Genomic DNA, 19,617 nt, shown 5'->3' on the forward strand with positions numbered 1-19,617 from the left:
CGGCATCCCTCCGGAGAACCTGGCCCATATCTTCATTCCTTTTTTCACCACCAAGGCGGGCGGCACCGGGCTGGGCCTGGCCCTGGTCCACCGCATCGTGACCGAGCACGGCGGCTCGATCAGCGTGGCCAGCGACCCCTCCGGGACGACGTTTACCCTGTCGTTTCCCTCCCTCCATCGAGCGGAAAAAGGCCCCGCAGAGGGATAAAATAGGAGCAGAAAGCGGCGACCGAAGGGGTGTCCCGGAGTGGAGCGACTATGAGAATCCCGTGGCTTCGAATGACGATGGCGGCCTTGGCGGCCGGAGCGCTGGCGGTGTCGGCGGCGGCGCAGGCTGCGCCCAGTTCCCAGCCAGGCTCGCAGAAATCCCTGGCCGAGATGGCCCGGGACGCGCTGCGGAGCAAGCCCGCGCCCTCCCCTACTACCAAGGTCTGGACCAACGACAACATCCCCACCAGCAGCGGCATCAGCACGGTGGGCACGCCGGCGCCGGCGGCCCCGGCCTCGGTGGGCGGCGAAGGGGAGGAGGCCGCCGCCGGTCCTGCCGAAAGCAAGCCGCGCTCGCCGGAGGAACTGAAGCAACTGGAAGCCCAGTGGCGGCAGAAGTTCCAGGACCAAAAAGACAAGATCTCCCTGCTGCAGCGCGAGCTGGACGTGTTGAAGCGCGAGAACCAGATCCGCGCCGCCACCTATTACGCCGATGCCGGCAACCGCATGCGCTACGAGAACCAGGCCAAGTACGCGGCGGATGACCGCAAGTACCAGGCGGATACGGCCGCCAAGCAGCAGCAACTGGACGCCGCCAAGCAGCAGCTCGAAGACATGCGCGAGCAGTTGCGCAAGGCGGGGCTGCCCTCCTCCTGGGGAGACTAGCGCCGCGACCATCCGGCCTCCAGCGGCCCCCGCGCCGGCTGGAGGCCTTTTTTTGTTGCCTATGGAAACCGTCCTGCTGGTGGAAGACAAAGCGGAACTGCGCGAGATGCTGGTCATCGCGCTGGGGCGCATGGGTTACCAGGTGACGGCCGCCGCCAACCTGGCCGACGCCCTGGCCGCGCTCCGCCGCCAGCCCTATTCCGCCGTGCTCACGGACCTGAAACTGCCCGCGGGCTCGGGCATGGAGGTGATGCGGGCGGCGCTGGAGGCCGACCCCGCCGTTCCGGTCATCATCATGACCGCCTACGGCTCCATCGCCGAAGCGGTGGCGGCCATGCGCGAGGGCGCCTACGACTTCATCCAGAAGCCCATCGACCTGGAGCACCTGCGCCACCTGCTGGCCCGCGCCCTGGAGCGCCAGCAGCTTCTGCGCGAGAACCTGGTGCTCAAGGAAGAGTATGCGCGGCGGCTGGGCTTCCCGCGCATCGTGGGCGAGGACCCGGCGCTGCAGGAAGCGGCGCGCGCCATGCAGCGCATCGCACCCACCGAGACCACGGTGCTGCTGCTGGGCGAGAGCGGGACGGGCAAGGAACTGTTCGCGCGCGCCATCCACCAGCTCAGCGGGCGAGCGGGCAAGCCCTTCGTGGCCCTGAACTGCGCCGCCATCCCCGAGACCCTGGTGGAGAACGAGCTCTTCGGGCACGAGCGCGGCGCCTTTACCGGGGCCGACAGCCGGCGCGCGGGCAAGTTCGAGCTGGCCCACGGCGGCACCATCTTCCTCGACGAGATCGGGGAGCTTCCGGCGGCGGTGCAGTCCAAGCTGCTGCGGGTCCTGGAAGAGCATGTGGTGGAGCGGCTGGGGGGCTCGGCGCCCTTCCGCGTCGACGTACGCGTGATCGCCGCCACCAACCGCGACCTGGAGAGCGCGGCGGAGGCGGGGACTTTCCGCCGCGACCTCTACTATCGCCTGGCCGCCTTCCCCATCCGCATCCCGCCCTTGCGCGAGCGCGGCGGCGACGTGGAGCGCATCGCCGAACATCTGCTGGAGCGCTTCCGCCGCGAGTTGCGCAAGCCCGGCTTGCGCCTGGGCGCCGATGCTCTGGCTGCCCTGCGCGCCCACACCTGGCCGGGCAACGTGCGCGAGCTGGCCAACGTGCTGGAGCGCGCCGCCATCCTCAATGAGGGGGAGTTGCATGCCGCCGACCTGGGCCTGGCGGCCAATGTGCGCGGTGGCGGCGCGGGCGAGGTGACCCTGGAGGGATCGCTCCCCGAGGTGTCGGCGCGCGCAGTGGAATCGGTGGAGCGCGCCAAGATCGAGGCGACTCTGCGGGAATGCAAGTGGAACAAGAGCGCGGCGGCGCAGCGCTTAGGGATCTCCTACAAGACGCTCCTCAACAAGATCCACGCCTACGGGCTGGACTGAATCCTCAGCCCACCAGCAGCAGGATGGCCAGCAGCAACAGGGCCAGCAGCACGCCCCCCAGCATGAGGAACTCGCCCGCCGCGCCCACCAGCGTGCGCAGGGCAAAGAGGTAGTTGGGATCGACGCCGTCGGCGGGAGCGTGGTAGCGCTTCAGGATCTGATAGCCGAGGGCGGCGAAACCCAGCCCGCTCAAGATGCCTAGGGCCGCGATCCACTCACGGTGCATCGGCTCCCTCCACACCACTGCCTGCATGGTAGGGAGTTTCCCTCTCTCTCGACCACTGCCAAAATTACCAGTCCTTGCCACCCCCGCTTGCTCATGCCGTTCTGGGACGAGGGAGAAACCGTCCTGCCTTGCTTAGATGCCCATGGCCGTACGGCCGACTCTGCACGCGTCCACCCTTCCTGCGGCTGGCTTGACCCTGCCAGGCGCGGGTGATATACAGCCGCACAACGCTCCTCGCCAGGAGCGGGAAGATCATGAGAGCTTTGCGTTCCATCCTCGCCGTCATCGGGGTCTTCTTCTGCGCCACCCTGGCCCTGCCGGCGGCCCGGAGGCTGGAGGAGTGGTGGCAGATCCGCTCCGGGCAGGTCTTTTACGTCGAGGGCGGCTACCTGCGAGAGGGGCTGTACTGGCTGGCCTGGGCGCTGGTGGCGCTGGTCCCGATCGTCTACGCGGCCCTGCGGCCCCGCTCTTCCCCCGGCTGGCTGATCCTGGGATTCGGGGTCGTGCTGGTGGGCATGGCGGCCCTGCCCAGCAGCTATGGGGCGGAGGTCTCGCTGCATCGCGGGAAGTTCCTGGAGCAGGTCGGCGATGCCGGCAACCTGCTGGCGGCTTGGGGCAAGAACCACGGCCGCCTTCCCGGCAACCAGGCGGAGCTGGAGGAGGCGCTTCGCTCCCTGCCCCAACCCAGCCCGTTCGCGCGCGCGGGCCAGAGCCTCCCCTATCATCCCGTCTACGTGGGCACAACCGGCGCGGCACAAGTCGCGCCCCGGCCCGGCGACCAGCCCGGCATGCTGCTCTACACCACCAACGCCGACCAGACCGATTGCTGGCTCACGGCGGAGGGGCTGGGCGACAAGGCGGTCTCCTCGCAGCCCGTGATGGTGGAGGACCCCAACGGCGGTCCCTGGACGGTGGAGCAGAAGCTGCCGGTCCCCCCGCCGGCTGCTGCCTCCCCTTCTCCCAAGGCGAGCCGGCAGGCGCGCAAGACAAAACCGTGAGTGGACGCCTTCCCCTTACGCACCCAGCCGGCGCAAGCGCTCCACCTGCTTGATGTGGTGGCGGGTGTGGACCCAGTGGAACTTGCACCACTGCGTCACGCTGAGCGGTCCCAGGATGGGATGGTTGGCGATCTTCACGGAAGCGCCAAAGCGCTGCCGGCACTTTTCCAGGGCGGCGCGCATGGCGGCGAAATCCTCGCGGATGCGGGCCACGGCCTGCTCCGGAGGCAGGCCGCGGGGACGGGTCATCTCCGGCGCCTGGCGCCCTCCCGGCATGTGCCCGGCCTCCACCACCAGGACGGTGGCGATGCCTTCCTTCAGCGTGGCGGGGCGGACCAAGGGCTTGCCCGCCGCCAGCACGCGCTCCATGGCCTTCACCGTGCCGGAGTAGGTGAGCGCCAGATGCTCCAGGATCTCGGCCACGCACCACTTCCCTTCCTTATGGCGGGTGAGCTGTTCGGCAGTGAGGTCGCCGGTGGCACGCTCCAAGGCCCGGTGCAGGCGTTCGAGATGAGAATCCATTCCAATCCGCCCGGTGTCGTTTAGAATTGCGGCTTGCAGGGATGGCCGCGGCGATCCCTCGCATTATAAGGAAAGGTGACGCATGCGCAGAGCCCCTCTCGCACTCCTGGCCCTTGTCCTCCTCGCAGGATGTTCGTCGGAGGCCCCCAAACCCGTGGCTCCGGTGGCCAAGCAGCCGCCCCAGCAGGAGACCCTGACCGGCCGGATGGCCTTCCAGAAGCTCTACCAAGCCGCGCGCTTGTGGAACGCGGACGCGCGCTGCTTCCGCCTGGAGTCGGCCATCACCAAAGAGTCCAACGGCCGGGACGGCAAGTCGGGAGTGTGGCGGGCCATCTTCGCCTCGCCCGGGCGCGGCATCGCCCGGCCCTTCACCTGGTCAGGACTCACCGCCGACGACGCCCCCAATCCCGGAGTCGCGCCCGCCGGACCGGAGGACTCCTTCAACCCCGCCAATACCTCCACCCAGCCCTTCGACATCGTTTATCTGAAGGCCGATTCCGACCAGGCCCTGGAGGTCGCGCAGAAGCACGGCGGCGAGGCCATCCTCAAGAAAGATGCCAACCAGCCCGTGCGCTATATCCTGGATTGGAATCCCAAGAAGAGCCAGTTGGAATGGCACGTGATCTACGGCACCGCCGAGCTGGACGCCAAGCTCAACGTCGCGGTCAACGCTTCTAGCGGGGATTTTGTGAGGGTGGAGAAGTAGCGGCGGTGCGGTCGTGCGCCAGGCGGTCCAGCGCCAGCAGGGCCGGGACCGAGTAGGGTCCGTTGGGATCGACCTTGAGATAGTGCTGGTAGCCGGCCAGGGCCTGCTCGCGCTGCCCCATCCCTTCCAGCGCCTGGGCCAGGCGGAAGAGGGCGCGCGGATTCTCCGCCTCCACCGCCAGCACCTGGCGGGCGCGCTCGGCCGCGGCGGCGTAGTTGCCCGCGTCCAGCTCGTGCTCGGCGGCTTCCAGGATGGGGGTCAGGTCGGGCTTCGGTGGCGCGACCGGAGGCGCCTGGACCGGGCCCATCTTCGCCAACTCCTTGCGCACATCGGAGGCGAAGGGACCCCGAGGTAGCAACTCCAGATAGGCCTCGTACTGCTCGTGCGCCTCCGCCGCTCTGCCCATCCTCTCCAGCGCCAGGGCCAGGCGAAGGTGGGCCATGCTGTCGTAAGGATCCAACTGCAGGGCGTGCACGAAACGCTGGGCGGCGGCGGGGTAGTTGGTCAGGGCGAGGTAGAACTCGCCCAGTTGCAGGTCTTCTTCGCCCCGGCCGGAGCGCGCCTGCGGTGGGCGGTCGCCCAACAGGGGCTCGAGGCGCGCCAGCGCCTGATGCGAGGCCGCCGCGTAGTCGCCCCGCGGCAGGATCCTCAGGTAGGACTGATAGTAGGCGGCGGCATCTTCCACCTCGCCCAGCTTCTCCAGGGTCTCGGCCATGCGGAAGGTGGCTTCGGCGTCGTTGGGCTTGTAGTCGAGGGCGTCACGGTAGCGGCTGACGGCGGCGCGATAGTTACCCTGCTTCCGGTAGAGGTCCCCGACCTCGATGTCCTTGGCGGCACGGTGCGGATCCCACAGGGTCATCTCGTAGGTGCCCTGCACCCCGCCAGCGGGTTTGGCGCCGGAGCCACTGGGCGGTCCGAGATCGATCTGAGTCCCCCGGCTGGAACTCTGATCGGCGGGCACGGGGCGGGAGGACGGCGCCGACCCGCCCTCCGGAGCCTTCTGCTGGCCGGCCTCGGAATCGGGCTTCTTGGTATCGCCCCAGCAGCCGATGCCCACCACGCAGCCGCTCGAGAACTTGTCCTTCAGGCGGGACAGCCTGCTCTTCTTCTGCGCCTGGTCGGCCGGCTGCGGGGAGGAGGGCGTGCTGTCCTGGCTGGCAGGGGGGGCCGGGTCCTGCCCTTGCGCGTAGACCAGGGCCGGGGATGCGAGCGCTGCCGCCAGCGCCAGACTCACCAGGATCCGCGACATCGTTCTGCTATTTTACCTTCGCCGCAGGGACAGGGGAGGCGCCGGCCGACAAAAAAACTGGCCGCTCCGAAAGGGGGGGGGAGCGGCCAGGGGTTCGATCCTCGGGGAGAGGAAGGAAGCTTATCGCTGGGGCGTGGCCCCGGGGGCCGAGGCGTTGCTGGCAGAGGTGTCGGACTCGACGCTGTTGGTCATCAGGTGCACCTCCACCCGGCGGTTGTCGGCCCGCCCCTTGGCAGTCTTGTTGGAGGCGGTGGGCTTGTCCTTGCCCAGCCCGACCATGTAGATACGGTAGGCGGGAATCTGGTAGTTCGACACCAGGTACTGGATGACGGCGTCGGCGCGCCGCTGGCTGAGTTCGTAGTTGTAGGCGGCGTCGCCCACCGAATCCGTCCCGCCCTCCACCTCGACGATGTAGTGCTTCTGCTTGGCCACTTCGGCGCCCAGCTCGTCCAGGGCCTCTTTGGCCTTCGGGCTCAAGTCGGCGCTATTGAAGGCGAAGTGCACCGAGGTATCGACCACGGACTGATAATTGTCGAGGTTGGCGACCACGCCGGTGAGGCGGTTCACGCCGGTGGCGGTCTGCGAGGCCAGCGACTGCGCCTGGTCGGCCTGCTGGCCGGCAGCCTGCGCCCTCTGGTCGGCGGCAGCGGCCTTGCTCTGCACGTCCTGGATCCCGGCCTGGGCCCGGGTGTCAACGTCGCGGATGTCGCGCGCGTTCTTGGCCGTCATCTGGTCCAGCTCATCGGTCTTGTTGACCAGAGGCGTGACCTGCTGGCGGACATAGTTCTTGCTGGCGCAGCCGGTGGCCAGCCCCGTCGCTATCACTACCATCAACGCGAAACTTGTGCGCTTCATGGGAGCCGCTCCTGAGTCCGGAGGGAGCTTGCGGGCGCAGACTTCCTCGGAACCTCGGTCTGGGAGGAGCAACCCGCCGGCCACTTCGCCGCCTCTCCCACTTTTTGCTAGTCCGCTGTACGCCAAGGACTTAGCGCCGGCCTCAAAACGCGGGGCACGGCTGGTCAGGGTCCGACTGCGCAGCCCTTTCCGGCTCAGTAGAATTTTTACCTGTCCGACGGTTCCCCATGGCCCTGAAAGCCATGGGAGAATGATGAGGCCCTACCCCGACCGACGGAGCGCGTCTCCTCAAACATGATTGCGCCCTGGCCTTTGCGTTTGGCTCGCGCGACCCGCCACCTGCCATGGTTCCGCGGGCTGAGCGCCCTCTTGAAGGTTTATCAGCGCACGCTCCCCTCCGATGCCGTGTACCGAATCGAGGATTTCGACGGCGACCTCAAGCTTGATGTCAGCCTCCGCGAGACCATGGGCATCAACCTGTGGCATGCGCCACAGCTGCATGAGAAAGAGGAGCGGAGACTTTTCTGTTCGACGGTCGGGCCGGCGACAGTGGTGTTGGATGTGGGCGCCAACGTCGGCATCTACACGCTTCTCGCGGCCAAACGGGGAGCGCAAGTGTTTGCCGTCGAGGCCGACCCGGACAATGCGAAGGCTCTTCGTCACCATGTCGAGCTCAACGGTTTCAGCGACCGCGTAACCGTGTTCGAGATGGCTGCGACCGATTCCGCCCAGCCGCTCAAACTGTACCGGAATCCCCGCAACAGGGGCGGATCGAGTTTGTTTGGACAGTGCGACCCCGTCCAAGTGGAGGGGAGAACTTTGGACTCGCTCGATCTGCCTCCCCTCGACTTGTGCAAGATGGACATCGAGGGAGCGGAGGCGCAGGCGTTGCGGGGCATGCAGGCTACGCTGGCACGCTCGCCGCAGATGAAACTGCTGGTGGAGTGCTCTTGCCTGGCCGGCAGTCCCGAGCCCCTGCTGTCGCTGCTGCACGCCGAGTTCGCCTGGGTCAGCATCGTGGGCGGAGGCCGGCTGGTCCCATCGGAGGGAGTCCCGCCGTACTGCAACCTCTGGGCACATCACTGAGCCGGTTTGCTAGGATCTCCCAGAAAGCTGGCGCGCGCACGCAGCTTGAGCACGGAGCCCTGTGGATCTGCACGAGAAAATCCGCACGCTGCCCACCGACCCCGGCGTCTACCTCTACAAGAACGCCGCCGGCGAAGTGATCTACGTGGGCAAGGCCAAGAACCTGCGTGCCCGTGTGCGCTCCTACTTCCTGGAAGGCGCGGCCGAAGACGCCAAGACCGGCAGCCTGTTGCGCGAAGCCGTGGACGTCGAGTACATCGTGGTGGCCAACGAGAAGGAGGCGCTGGCCCTCGAGAACAACCTCATCAAGCAGAAGAAGCCCCGCTTCAACATCCTGCTGCGCGACGATAAGACCTATCCCTACATCAAGCTGAGCCTGGGCGAGCCCTGGCCGCGGCTCTCCGTCACCCGCCGCCTCAAGAAGGACGGCAGCGCCTACTATGGCCCCTACTTCCCCGCCAACCTGGCCTACCGGCTGATGGAGCTGGTGCATCGCACCTTCCGCCTGTGCAACTGCACCCGCGATCTGAGCCGCGAGCACGCGCGACCCTGCTTCCAGTACTACCTGGGACGCTGCCTGGGCCCGGCGGTCGAGGGCGGTTGCACTCCCGAGTCCTATCGCCAAGCGGTGGACGACGCCCGCCTCTTCCTCGAGGGCAAGCACGGGGACCTGGCAAGGTCGCTGGAGCAGCGCATGGCGCGCGCCGCCCAAGCCCAGCAGTACGAATTGGCTGCCACCCACCGCGACAGCCTGGCCACCATCGCCGAATTGGAGGAGCGCCAGCGCATGGCTGCCGCCGAGGGCGATGACGCCGACGCTTTCGGCTACCACTACGAGGACGGGCGCCTGGCCGTCAACCTCTTCCACCTGCGCGGCGGCAAGATGCTCGACCGCCGTGAGTTCTTCTGGGAGGAGGTCGACCCTGCCTCTTTCGACGCCGGCGAGGTCTTCTCCGCCCTGCTCAAGCAGCTCTACCTCGACCAACAGTACGTGCCCGCGCACCTCTACGTCCCGGCGGACTTCGAGGACCGGGCCATGCTGGAGGAGATGCTCTCGGAGCGGGGGCGCCGAGTAGAGATCGCGGTGCCGCAGCGCGGCGCCAAGCGCTCACTGGTGGACCTGGCCAGCCACAACGCCCGCCATTCCTACGACCAGCGCTTCCGGGTGATGAAACCCAGCGTGCGCGCCATCCAACAGGCGCTGCAGGACGCCCTCACCCTGCCCGAATTGCCGCGGCGGGTGGAGTGCTTCGACATCTCCCATATCCAGGGAGCGGAGACGGTGGCCTCCATGGTGGTGTGGGAGGACGGACGCATGAAGAAGTCCGACTACCGCAAGTTCCTGGTGCGCGAGGTGGCGGGGGTGGACGACTTCGCATCCATGCGCGAGGTGGTGGGGCGGCGCTACCGCCGCCTGCAGCAGGAGAAACAGAAACTCCCCAGCCTGGTGCTGGTGGACGGCGGGCTGGGACAACTGCACGCCGCCGCCGAGGCCCTGGAAGCGCTGTCGCTGACCAGCCAGCCGCTGGCGGCGCTGGCCAAGCGCGAGGAGATCCTCTACGTCTACGGGCAGGAGAACGAACCCGTGGTCCTCGACCACCACTCGCCGGTGCTGCACCTGATGCAGCAGATCCGCGACGAGGCCCACCGCTTCGCCGTCGGCTTCCACCGCAAGCGGCGCGAGATGCGCGACCGGGCCTCGGAGCTGCTCGACGTCCCGGGTATCGGCGAGGCCACCCGCCGCCGCCTGCTGGAGCACTTCGGCAGCGTGCGCGCGGTCAAGCAAGCCGATGCTGCCGCCCTCGCCGCCGTGGTCACCCGCGCCCAGGCCCAGGCCATCCTGGAGCACTTCCGCAAGTAGGCGGCGGCCGGCGCCGCTTTTGTCACAGCCGCGAGTGACACGGCTCACCGACTCCCGCCACAACCGCCCTACGATAGAGACAGCCCCTTTAGGAGGGCGTTATGCGTGTTCGTTCTGCTTCGTTCTTAGCGGCGATGGTGGTGGTAATCGCGCTGGCGGTCGCCGGCCTGGGCCAGAAGGTCAAGCAGACCTCGGCGCCTCCCACCTCGGCCGCCTCCGGCCAGGATATGTACATGAGCTACTGCGCCGCCTGCCATGGCACGGACCTCAAAGGCGGCGGCCCGGCGGCCGCGGCGCTGAAGATCGCGCCCACCGACCTGACCACCCTGGCACGCCGCAACGGCGGGAAGTTCCCCACTCTCCACGTCTCGCACCTCATCGCGGGTGAGGAGGTGTACCCGGCACACGGTTCCAAGGACATGCCGGTCTGGGGTCCTGCCTTCCGGGCGCTGAGCCAGCACGACAAGTCGGTGGTCATGCTGCGCATCGACAACCTGACCAAGTACATCGAGGAGCACCAGGTCAAGTAGGCGACAGCGGGCCCCGCGAGCCTCGGAGCGAAGACTACCCGCGCGCCGAGGTGCGCCGTCCCAGAAAGAAGGCGACGGCAGCCAAGATGAAGATGAGCGCGATGATCCCCTGCGACGCCACGCAGTAGATGCACCACGTCTCCAGCACTCTCCATTCGACATAGGAGAGGCGCAGGGCAAAAGCCAGGCCGGCCAGCGCACCCAGCGCGGTGAGCAGGCGGAAGCGACCGGCCAGGGCGGCCAGCAGCGCATATCCCAGGATGCCGATGGCGGCCACCGGCACCCCGCGGATCACGGCGAACATGCTGTGGTTGACCGCCCCGCAGTCCCAGCGTTCGTTGATGCTGCAGGGCGAAGTCTCGGTATTGTAGTGCTCGCGCAGCGCCATGACCGAGACCACCTGTCCAGCCAGGCACAGCGCCACGATGGCAGCCGTCAGGAATCTCATCGGTAGGGTTCGTCACCTATCCTACACCGCCGCCCGCTCCCCTGCGTGGGCGCCGCCACCCGGTGGCGGTTCTCATTCCGGGCCCGGTGGCGGCGCGTGCGGCCGGCGCCGGACCTCGGCCGCCTCCCGCTTCTCCAGTTCCATCATCAGGTGCATCTTGACGGTGGCGCTGAGGCGGAAGTGCTTGAGGGCGTCGCGGATGACGGCGGAGGGAAATCCCTTGGCGAAATAGAGCACGCGGGGCAGCGGAGTCTTGTCGTTGCGCAGCAGGGTGAGCTGGATCTCGCGGCGCAGCGACCACTTGGGATGGCGGCACACCGCCTCCACGAAGGCCTGCGGCGGGTCCTCCTTCATCAGCGCCTGTACGAGCCAGGCCTCGGTCATCTGCGGGTTGACCAGGGCGGCTTCGATGATGCGCGGCTCCGGGTCCAGGAGCAGCGCCGCCGCCACCCGCCCGGAGGCGCGCTTGGCCAGGGCCAGGCGCTCGCCCGCGGAGACGGTCTCCAGCCGCGCCACGATGCTCTCCTCCACCGCCAGCTTCAGGTCGGCGGCCACGCCCGGGGTGAGCGCGATCTGCATCAGCTCGAAGGTGTAGAGGTGGCGGGCGATGGGCAGGGCCACGTAGCGGGGCGTGCGCGGATGGCGCACCACCGCGACGATCACCTTGCGGTGCTTCATGACCGTGCCGTTCTTGGCCAGGGCTTCCAGCACGGTGTGGTGGAGGTCGCGGCGGGTGAGCAGCGCCAGCGCCAGCTCCTCGGTGAGACGGGCGTCGCCGGCCGCCTCGCGCAGCGACTCGGTGGAGGTGTCGTGGATGCGCGCCTCCAGTTGCGCCAGTTCAGCGGGCGAGAGCTTCCTGGGCGGCGGCGGGGCGGCGTGCTCCGGCTTCATACTCAGGCCCATTATCGCTCGCGCGAGGCCCCCACGTAGCTCTGGCGCGCCAGCGCCAGCGCTCCCAGCACCGGCTGGACGACTTCCGGCACGATCTCGGCCCGAGGCCGCTCGGCCAGCAAGGAACCGCTGAAGGTGCGGCGCACCTCGGCGGAGTTCTGGAAGACGCCCCCCGCCATGGCCACGCGCAGGGGGGCAGAGCCCGGCCACAGCCGCCGCATCACCAGCTTGGCCAACCCGGAGAGTTCGCTGCCCGCCTGGATGAGGAGTTCGCGCGCGCCCGTCCCGGGGAGCTGGGCAGCGCGCAGCAGATGGGGCAGCAGCGCAGCAAAGTCGGGCGGCGGCTGGGCATTGACCGCGCGCACCAGCTCGTCGCAGGTGGCCACGCCAAAACCCTGGAGGACGGCTTCCTCCAGGGGTGAGGTATCGCCGCTGTCGTGGGCGCGCAACACGGCCGCCACCGCCTGGCGGCCGATCCAACCGCCGGAACCCTCGTCGGAGACGGCCGGGCCCCAGCCGCCGGCGCGCGTCGTCTGGCCCTTCGGGTTGCGGCCGTAGGCGATGGAGCCGGTGCCGGCGATGACCACCAGCCCGGCGCCGCCGCCAAAGGCCGCTTCCAGTGCGACCACCATGTCGCCCCGCACTTCGACCTCGCCCGCCACCAGACCGCTCACCAATTCCCGCGCCAGGCGCGCGATCTCGGGATCGGCCGCCCCGGCCAGGCCGATGCAGGTGCGCTGGATGCTGGCGCGCTCCACCTCCGCCGCCACGCAGGCCATGCCGATGGCCTGATGCAGCGCGGCCCGTGCCTCCTGCCGGCCCACGCTCTGGATCTTGCAGGCAGCAGCCTGGGCGCGAGCCAGCACCTGCGTTTCGTCGCCCAGCGCGCACTCCGTCTTCGATCCGCCGCCGTCGATGCCGAGGAATAAGGCCATGTCGCTCTTCCCGAATCTTCTACCACAAACCCAGGGACGCTCTTCACTTTTTCCCGGACCGGCCGGAAGGATTTGCTCCATAATGCAACGCGACGGCGTTCATCCCCTCGAGGAGAGAGTCCGATTCCGACGCAAGCCCTGGGCCTGAGCCCGCTCGACCTGGTCCTGGTGGTAGCCTACCTGGCGGGCATCACGGCCTTCGGAGTGCGCTTCCGCAAGCAGCAGCGCTCCCTGCGCGATTACTTCCTCGCCGACCGCAATATTCCCTGGTGGGCCATCGCCCTCTCCATCGTGGCCGCCGAGACCAGCGTGCTCACCATCATCAGCATCCCCGGGCTGGCCTACGACACCGACTTCGGCTTCCTGCAACTGGTCCTGGGTTACCTGGTGGCGCGCGTCCTCATCTGCCTGCTCTTCATCCCGCAATATTTTCGCGGCGAACTGTTCACCGCCTACCAGCTCATCGAGCGGCGCTTCGGGACGCGGCTGCGCACCCTCACGGCCGGCATCTTCCTCCTGACCCGCGCCGCCGCCGAGGGCGTGCGGGTGTACGCCGTCTCCATCGTGGTGCGCTTCGCGCTGGGGCGCGGCGAAGGCGGGCCCGCCTGGGTGGACGTGGCCGCCATCGCGGCGGTGCTGCTGCTCACCCTCATCTACGCCTTCGAGGGCGGCATGGCGGCTGTGATCTGGACCGACGTGGTGCAGATCGTCATCTACATCACGGGGACCGTGGTGGCCGTCTTTACCCTGCTCCACCTGGTGCCCGGAGGCTGGCCGGCGGTGCACACCCTGGCCGGCTCCGCCGGCAAGTTCCGCGTCTTCCATTTCTCCCGCGACCTGTTCCAGACCTACACCTTTTGGGCGGGGCTGGTGGGCGGAACGTTCCTGACCATGGCCAGCCACGGCACCGACCAGTTGATCGTGCAGCGGCTCTTGGCGGCGCGCAGCAAGCGCGCCTCCAAGAGCGCGCTGCTGGCCAGCGGCCTCTTCATCCTGGCGCAGTTCGCGCTCTTCCTGCTGGTGGGGGCGCTGCTCTTCGCCTTCTACCGCGTGTTCGCGCCGGCCGCGCCCTTTCGCCGCTCCGACGACATCTTCCCCACCTTCATCGTGAGCGAGATGCCGCGCGGCATGGCCGGACTGCTGGTGGCCGCCATCCTGGCCGCCGCCATGAGTAACCTCAGCGCCGCGCTCAACTCGCTGGCCTCCAGCTCGGTGGTGGACTTCTACCTGCGCCTACGGCCCGGGACGGGCGAAGGCGAACGCCTGCGGCTCTCGCGCCGGGCCACGCTGCTGTGGGGCGCGGCGCTCTTCGTCCTGGCGCTGGTCTTCCTCTTCCACGGCGGGCGCGTGGTGGAGGTGGGGCTGGCCATCGCCTCCATCGCCTACGGCGCGCTGTTGGGCATCTTCCTGCTGGGAGTGCTGACCCGCCGGGCCAGCCAGACCGGGGGCGCGATTGGCATGGCGTGCGGCCTGGCTATCGAGCTCTACGTGGCGCGCTGGACCCACGTGCCCTGGACCTGGTACGTCTTCCTGGGCACGCTCACCACCTTCGTCATCGGGTATATTGCCAGCTTCGTGTTTCCACGCCAGGAGGCGAATGGCTGAGCCCGCAGCGCCCCGCGAACTGGCCCGCGATCTGGGGGCGAGCCACGCCTCCGCTATCGTGGTGGGCACCATCATCGGCAGCGGCATCTTCATCGTGCCCCGCACCATGATGGCGGCGGTGGGCTCGACCCAAATGGTTTACCTCGCCTGGATCGTGGGCGGGCTGCTCTCCTTCTTCGGCGCCCTCACCTACGCCGAATTGGGCGCCATGAAGCCCGCGGCCGGCGGCGAGTACGTCTACATCCGCGACGCTTACGGCCCGCTGCCCGCCTTCCTCTACGGCTGGACCTGGTTCCTGGTGGCCAAGCCCGCGTCGGTGGCCAGCGTGACCACCGGGCTGGCCGAGGCCCTGGCCGGGCTCCCGCGCTTCGCCTTCCTGGCCTCGGATGCGCTCGCCTATCCCCTGCACGTGACCTGGGGACAGCTCTTCGCCATCGCCGCCACCCTGCTCATCACCGGCATCAACTACATCGGGGTGCGCAAGGCGGGCGACTTCCAATTGGTGTTCACGCTGCTGAAGATGGCGATGATCGTGGCCATCGCCATCATCGCCTTCACCTGGGTGGGCGGGACGTGGGGCAACTTCCACTCCAGCTATGGCGGGGCGCACGGCGGGCTGACCGGATTCATGATGGCGCTGATCGCGGCGCTCTGGGCCTACGACGGCTGGAATGATCTCAACATGGTGGCAGGCGAGATCCGCCGCCCGGAGCGCAGCATCCCCATCGCGCTGATCGCGGGCGTGGCCATCGTGGCCGCGCTCTACATCCTGATGAATGCGGCCATCCAGTACGTGCTGCCGGCGGCGATAATCGCCACCGCCAAGAGCCCGGCGGAGCTAGCCACCGAGCAGGTGCTGGGAGCGACGGGAGCCGCCGTGGTCACGCTGGGCATCGTGCTCTCCATGCTGGTGACGCTGAACGGCACCATCATGAGCGGCGGGCGCATCCCCTTCGCCATGTCGCGCGACGGATATTTCTTCAAGACCCTGGCGGGGGTGCATCCGAAGTTCCGCACCCCCGCGCCCGCGCTGATCGTGCAGGCGGTGCTCTCGGTGCTGCTGCTGCTGGCGGCGGCCAGCTTCCAGCAACTGCTGACGTTGGCCATCTTCGCGGAGTGGCTTTTCTACATGGTGGCCACCAGCACGGTGTTCGTGCTGCGGCGCAAGGAACCGGACGCCCCTCGCGCCTACAAGACCTGGGGCTACCCGGTGGTGCCGTTTCTCTTCATCGTGGCGGCGGCGGTGCTGCTGGTCTACAGCTTCCGCGACAACGCGCCCTATTCCTACTGGGGCACGGGCGTGATCGCTGCGGGCGCGCCCGTGTTCTGGTTCTTCGCGTGGCGGAAGAAGGCGCGGACGTGAGTCCTACGCCGCCGCGCTGCGCGCCTGCTTCACCCGCTCGTAGATCTTGACGTACTCCTTGGCCGAGGCGGCCCAGGAGAAATCCTTGCCCATGCCGTTGAGCACAAGCTTCTTCCAGCCTTCCTTGTCCTTGTAGGCGGCGAGCGCGGCGCGCACCGTGGCCAGCAGCGCGTCTCCGGTGTAGTCGCTGAACTTGAAGCCGGTGCCTTTGCCGCTCTTCACATCCCAGGGCTCGATGGTGTCGTCGAGCCCGCCGGTGGCGCGCACCACGGGCACGGTGCCGTACTTCAGGCTGTAGATCTGGTTCAGCCCGCAGGGCTCATAGCGCGAGGGCATGAGGAACATGTCCGCGCCCGCCTCGATCTTGTGGGCGAGGGCGTTGTCGTAGGCCACTTTGACCGCGATCTTCTGCGGGAACTGCTTGTTGAGCAGGCGGAAGAGGTCTTCGTACTCCTTGTCGCCGGCGCCCAGGGCGACGATGATCATCTCCTCGCGGGCCAGCCGGTCCATCACCTGCGCGATCAGGTCGAAGCCTTTCTGCGCCGCGAAGCGCGAGATGATGCCGATGAGCGGCAGGCTGGGATCGGCGCCCGCCACGCCGAATTCGGCGAGCAGGTCCTTCTTGCAGGCGGCCTTGCCCGCGAGGTCCTCGGGCGAGTAGCGGGTGATGAGGAACTTGTCGGTCTGCGGGCTCCACTCGTTGTAGTCCACGCCGTTGAGGATGCCGGTGACGGTCGCGGCGCGGGCGCGCAGCACGCCCTCCAGCCCGAAGCCGTACTCCGCCGTCTGGATCTCCTGGCTGTACTTGCGGCTCACGGTAGTGATGAAATCGGCGAAGGTGAGCGCGCCCTTCAGGAAGTTGGCCTTGCCGTAGAATTCCAGCTTGTCGATGGTGAACAGGTCCCAGGGCAACTGCAGCAGGGGCAGGATGTCGGGCGGGAACAGCCCCTGGTAACCCATGTTGTGGATGGTGAAGACCACGGGCACGCCGCGGAAGGCCGGGTCCTCGGCGTACACGGTGCGCAGCAGCACCGGGATCAGCGCCGATTGCCAGTCGTGGCAGTGCAGCACGTCGGGCACGCCCAGGACCTTGGTGGCCTCGAGCACCGCGCGCGAATAGAGCGAGAAGCGCTCGGCGTTATCGGGATAGTCGCCGGTGGGCAGGCCGTAGAGCGCTTCGCGGTCAAAGAAGGGCGGATACTCGATAAAATAGAAGCGCACCCCGGCCTGGGTCCCGCCGTCCAACACCGAGCAGAAGCGATACTGGTCGTCGAAGGGGACGGTGACGCTGCGCACCACCGTCTGCGCCTGAGGGAGCTTGGTCTGGCGGTAGCGGGGCAGATAGACGATGACTTCGTGGCCGAGGCCGGCCAGGGCGCGAGGCAGCGCGCCCACCACGTCGGCCAAACCACCTGTCTTGGAGAAGGGGACGCACTCGGAAGCCGCGAAGACGATGCGCATGGGAGACCTCCCAGAGAACTGCGGTGAATCGCGGGCGAGGCCAGTCTAAACGCCGCCCCGGGAAAGGGTCAACGCAAGATGAGAGCGAGCGGGCGCAAGCCCAAGATGGGACAGAACTTCCTGACCGACGCGCGCGCGGCCGAGCGCATCGTGGAAGCGCTGGGCGACGTCTCGCACGCGACCGTGCTGGAGATCGGTCCGGGCCGCGGTGCCCTGACGGGCCTGCTGCTGGAGCGCGCCGGGCGGCTCATCGCCATCGAATTGGACCGCGTGCTGGCGGCGCAACTGCGGTTGAAGTACGCCACCCGCCGCAACCTGGAGATCGTCGAGGGCGACGCCCTGGCCATCGATTTCGGCACCCTGGTCATGCGCGGCCCCGGGCCCCTTCGCCACATCGCTCCCGGCTCACTGCAGAAGGCCTATGTGGTGGGCAACCTGCCGTACTACATCACCTCCGACCTGCTGCTGCGGCTGTTCGCCTTCCACGATCTGTTCGCCAGCATGGTGCTGATGGTGCAGCGCGAGGTGGGCGAGCGCCTGGCGGCCGCACCCGGCGGCCGCGACTACGGCCTGCTCTCCGCCACCGCCCAGCTCTATGCCCGGGTGGAGAAGCTCTTCACCCTGTCCCCGGGCGCCTTTTCGCCTCCCCCCAAGGTGCATTCCAGCGTGCTGCGGCTTACCATAGAACCGAAGATGGAGAAGCTGGGGGTCTCGGAACAGGAGTTCCAGGAATTCCTCAAGCTCAGCTTCGCGCAGAAGCGCAAGACCCTGGTCAACAACCTGAAGCCGCGATTCCCCGAGGCGGAGGTGCGGGCGGCGCTGGCGGCGGCGCGGCTGCGCCCGGACGTGCGGGCCGAGGCCGCGCCCCTGGAGAAGATGGCCGCCGTCTATCGCCGGCTGGAGACCGCCGCTTCCCTCTCCCGCGCCTAGCGCCGCCCCCGCGGCGGCGAAGGAGGACGCCATGGCCTCGACCCTGCGTCAACCGGCGGTGGCCGGCTACTTCTATCCCGGCAAGAAGGACGTCCTGCTGCGCGAGGTGACTCAGTACACTTCCGCAGCCGGAGACAAGATCCGCGCCCTGGGCTGCGTGGTGCCCCACGCCGGTTATATGTACTCCGGGCACGTGGCGGGCGCGGTGTTCGCGCGGCTGGAACTGCCTCGCCGCTTCATCATCCTCTGCCCCAACCATACCGGCCGGGGCGAGCCGCTGGCGGTCATGAGCGAAGGCAACTGGCTCACGCCCCTGGGCGAAGTGGCGATCGACCGCGAGCTTGCGGCCCAGTTAAAGCAGAACTTTAAGTTACTCTCGGAAGACGCTGATGCCCATATGGGCGAGCACGCCCTGGAAGTCCAGCTTCCTTTCCTGCAGCACTTGGCGGGCACGTTCACTTTCGTGCCCATCACAGTGGGCGTGGGCAACTACTCGGTGCTGGCGGCGCTGGGCGAAGCCATGGCCACCACTCTGGCCGGCGTCGAGGAGCCGGTGCTGATCGTGGCCTCCAGCGACATGAACCACTACGAGTCCGATGCCCGCACCCGGGTGAAGGACCGCAAGGCCATCGACCAGCTGCTGGCGCTCGATCCCCGCGGCCTCTACGACGTGGTCACCGGCGAGGACATCAGCATGTGCGGCTTCGGCCCGGCGGTGGCCATGCTGACCGCGGCCAAGCGCCGTGGTGCCACCTCCGCCGAACTGGTGAAGTACGCCACCTCGGGCGACATCACCGGCGACCGCGATAAGGTGGTGGGCTACGCCGGCGTGGTGGTGAGCTGAAGCATTCCCGCACTCCAAAAAGGAGAAGGGCGGCCGGTTGGCCGCCCTCTTTCGTTGCGTGAAGATCCGCCTTACTTCGGGCCCTTGGAGCCGGACGAGGAGCCATGCGAGCCGCCGCTGGAATGGGAGCCGCCGCTCGACGATCCCCCACTGGAGTGCGCCCCGCCGCCGCTGCTGGACGATCCCCCGCCCGAGGAGCCGCTGCTGGTGTGGGAGCTGCCCCCTGACCAGCCGCCTCCTGAAGAGCCGCCGGAATGCGGCGGCGGCGGTGGCGGCGGAGGAGGAGGCGAGCTGGTATGGGATCCGCTGCCGGAGCTTCCCGAGCCACCACTCGACGAGCCGCGGCCCCAGCCGCTGGAGGGCGCCGGCCCGCTGGCAGGCGGCGGAGTCACCGGAGCGGAGGTCGGCGGCGGAGTCACTTGCGAGCCGCCCGATCCCCGCAGAGATCCTCCTTCATCGGTTGGGCGCACCGGAATCGGACTCTCCGGGCGCGCCGGGACAGGCTTGTAAGAGCCCGTCCCACTTCCCACACTCGCCGGCGGCGTGCCGCCCGAGGGCACCGCGACATGTTCATCCGGCGCCGAGCGCGGCGGAATGGGCGCGGGAGGAATGGGTTGTCCGCCCTTGAAACTCCCGCCGGTTCCCACCGTCGGGGTCGCCGTGGGAGGAGCCTGGTGCAGGGGCCCGGAGGCCGGCACGCTCCCTTCCTCGCCCGACCCGAGCGGGCGCCGCAGATCGGGAGGCACGGGGTGCTCGGGCGTCTTCAGCGAGACTCGCACCGGAATTCCCGGCGCTCCAGGGTCCACCGGCC

At 68.2% G+C, this 19,617-nt stretch carries 21 protein-coding genes; 13 read left to right on the forward strand and 8 right to left on the reverse strand.

The annotated features are described in order from the left end of the window. From VEG08_07275 to VEG08_07285, 3 genes are all read left to right on the forward strand, one after another. A partial coding sequence (locus tag VEG08_07275; GenBank protein ID HXZ27786.1) for an ATP-binding protein occupies window positions 1-208 on the forward strand: 208 nt, incomplete at its 5' end. 71 nt (window positions 209-279) lie between these two features. Continuing rightward, window positions 280-873, forward strand: a complete 594-nt coding sequence (locus VEG08_07280) for a hypothetical protein (GenBank protein HXZ27787.1) — start codon at window positions 280-282, stop codon at window positions 871-873. 61 nt (window positions 874-934) lie between these two features. Continuing rightward, entirely contained in the window at window positions 935-2,296 is a 1,362-nt protein-coding gene (locus VEG08_07285; protein HXZ27788.1) for a sigma-54 dependent transcriptional regulator, read from the forward strand. A gap of 4 nt (window positions 2,297-2,300) precedes the next feature. Here the strand turns inward: VEG08_07285 and VEG08_07290 are convergent, their stop codons facing one another. After that, window positions 2,301-2,522, reverse strand: coding sequence for a hypothetical protein (locus VEG08_07290; GenBank protein ID HXZ27789.1), 222 nt, complete (start codon window positions 2,520-2,522; stop codon window positions 2,301-2,303). A 254-nt stretch (window positions 2,523-2,776) separates the two neighbouring features. Here VEG08_07290 and VEG08_07295 point away from each other — a divergent pair, with 254 nt between their 5' ends. Continuing rightward, entirely contained in the window at window positions 2,777-3,520 is a 744-nt protein-coding gene (locus VEG08_07295; GenBank protein ID HXZ27790.1) for a hypothetical protein, read from the forward strand. A 15-nt stretch (window positions 3,521-3,535) separates the two neighbouring features. On the opposite strand, the gene VEG08_07300 is transcribed toward VEG08_07295, so the two are convergent. After that, window positions 3,536-4,042 (reverse strand): DUF1569 domain-containing protein, encoded by a 507-nt coding sequence (locus VEG08_07300; protein HXZ27791.1) that lies wholly within the window; start codon window positions 4,040-4,042, stop codon window positions 3,536-3,538. Window positions 4,043-4,196: 154 nt separating this feature from the next. On the opposite strand from VEG08_07300, the gene VEG08_07305 reads away from it, so the two are divergent. Further along, window positions 4,197-4,748: a hypothetical protein gene (locus VEG08_07305; GenBank protein ID HXZ27792.1), complete on the forward strand. Its 552-nt coding sequence runs from the start codon at window positions 4,197-4,199 to the stop codon at window positions 4,746-4,748. Here the strand turns inward: VEG08_07305 and VEG08_07310 are convergent. Continuing rightward, on the reverse strand, window positions 4,717-5,997 hold the full coding sequence (locus tag VEG08_07310) for a tetratricopeptide repeat protein (GenBank protein ID HXZ27793.1): 1,281 nt from the start codon (window positions 5,995-5,997) through the stop codon (window positions 4,717-4,719). The genes VEG08_07305 and VEG08_07310 overlap by 32 nt on opposite strands. A gap of 120 nt (window positions 5,998-6,117) precedes the next feature. Continuing rightward, the gene (locus tag VEG08_07315; GenBank protein HXZ27794.1) at window positions 6,118-6,852 is read right to left on the reverse strand and encodes an OmpA family protein; all 735 of its coding nucleotides are present in this window, start codon (window positions 6,850-6,852) and stop codon (window positions 6,118-6,120) included. A gap of 294 nt (window positions 6,853-7,146) precedes the next feature. Between VEG08_07315 and VEG08_07320 the strand changes: the two genes are divergently transcribed. The 3 genes from VEG08_07320 (at window position 7,147) to VEG08_07330 (ending at window position 10,329) form a co-directional block, all read left to right on the forward strand. Beyond that, window positions 7,147-7,938 (forward strand): FkbM family methyltransferase, encoded by a 792-nt coding sequence (locus VEG08_07320; GenBank protein ID HXZ27795.1) that lies wholly within the window; start codon window positions 7,147-7,149, stop codon window positions 7,936-7,938. Between the two features lie 61 nt (window positions 7,939-7,999). Then, the gene (gene uvrC, locus VEG08_07325; GenBank protein HXZ27796.1) at window positions 8,000-9,799 is read left to right on the forward strand and encodes an excinuclease ABC subunit UvrC; all 1,800 of its coding nucleotides are present in this window, start codon (window positions 8,000-8,002) and stop codon (window positions 9,797-9,799) included. Between the two features lie 101 nt (window positions 9,800-9,900). Then, window positions 9,901-10,329: a c-type cytochrome gene (locus tag VEG08_07330; protein HXZ27797.1), complete on the forward strand. Its 429-nt coding sequence runs from the start codon at window positions 9,901-9,903 to the stop codon at window positions 10,327-10,329. 34 nt (window positions 10,330-10,363) lie between these two features. On the opposite strand, the gene VEG08_07335 is transcribed toward VEG08_07330, so the two are convergent. The 3 genes from VEG08_07335 to VEG08_07345 form a co-directional block, all read right to left on the reverse strand. Further along, a complete protein-coding gene (locus tag VEG08_07335; GenBank protein ID HXZ27798.1) occupies window positions 10,364-10,777 on the reverse strand; it encodes a vitamin K epoxide reductase family protein in 414 nt (137 codons plus the stop codon). A gap of 72 nt (window positions 10,778-10,849) precedes the next feature. Then, window positions 10,850-11,668 carry a hypothetical protein gene (locus VEG08_07340; GenBank protein HXZ27799.1) on the reverse strand — a complete coding sequence of 273 codons (819 nt, stop codon included), beginning with the start codon at window positions 11,666-11,668 and terminating at the stop codon, window positions 10,850-10,852. Window positions 11,669-11,679: 11 nt separating this feature from the next. Further along, complete coding sequence (locus VEG08_07345) at window positions 11,680-12,603, reverse strand: BadF/BadG/BcrA/BcrD ATPase family protein (protein HXZ27800.1); 924 nt, start codon at window positions 12,601-12,603, stop codon at window positions 11,680-11,682. 168 nt (window positions 12,604-12,771) lie between these two features. Here VEG08_07345 and VEG08_07350 point away from each other — a divergent pair, with 168 nt between their 5' ends. Together VEG08_07350 and VEG08_07355 are read left to right on the forward strand one after the other, a co-directional pair. Then, complete coding sequence (locus VEG08_07350) at window positions 12,772-14,208, forward strand: sodium:solute symporter (GenBank protein HXZ27801.1); 1,437 nt, start codon at window positions 12,772-12,774, stop codon at window positions 14,206-14,208. After that, window positions 14,201-15,571 carry an amino acid permease gene (locus VEG08_07355; GenBank protein ID HXZ27802.1) on the forward strand — a complete coding sequence of 457 codons (1,371 nt, stop codon included), beginning with the start codon at window positions 14,201-14,203 and terminating at the stop codon, window positions 15,569-15,571. The genes VEG08_07350 and VEG08_07355 overlap by 8 nt, the downstream gene beginning before the upstream one ends. Before the next feature lie 3 nt (window positions 15,572-15,574). Here VEG08_07355 and glgA read toward each other — a convergent pair whose 3' ends face one another. Continuing rightward, on the reverse strand, window positions 15,575-17,032 hold the full coding sequence (gene glgA, locus VEG08_07360; GenBank protein ID HXZ27803.1) for a glycogen synthase GlgA: 1,458 nt from the start codon (window positions 17,030-17,032) through the stop codon (window positions 15,575-15,577). A gap of 78 nt (window positions 17,033-17,110) precedes the next feature. On the opposite strand from glgA, the gene rsmA reads away from it, so the two are divergent. From rsmA to VEG08_07375, 3 genes are all read left to right on the forward strand, one after another. Then, entirely contained in the window at window positions 17,111-17,962 is an 852-nt protein-coding gene (gene rsmA / locus VEG08_07365; protein ID HXZ27804.1) for a 16S rRNA (adenine(1518)-N(6)/adenine(1519)-N(6))-dimethyltransferase RsmA, read from the forward strand. Window positions 17,963-17,993: 31 nt separating this feature from the next. After that, window positions 17,994-18,806: an AmmeMemoRadiSam system protein B gene (amrB, locus tag VEG08_07370; GenBank protein HXZ27805.1), complete on the forward strand. Its 813-nt coding sequence runs from the start codon at window positions 17,994-17,996 to the stop codon at window positions 18,804-18,806. Window positions 18,807-18,890: 84 nt separating this feature from the next. Then, entirely contained in the window at window positions 18,891-19,316 is a 426-nt protein-coding gene (locus VEG08_07375) for a hypothetical protein (protein HXZ27806.1), read from the forward strand. Window positions 19,317-19,617 lie beyond the last annotated feature (301 nt).

This window comes from Terriglobales bacterium (assembly GCA_035624475.1).
Lineage (GTDB): Bacteria > Acidobacteriota > Terriglobia > Terriglobales > Acidobacteriaceae > DASPRL01.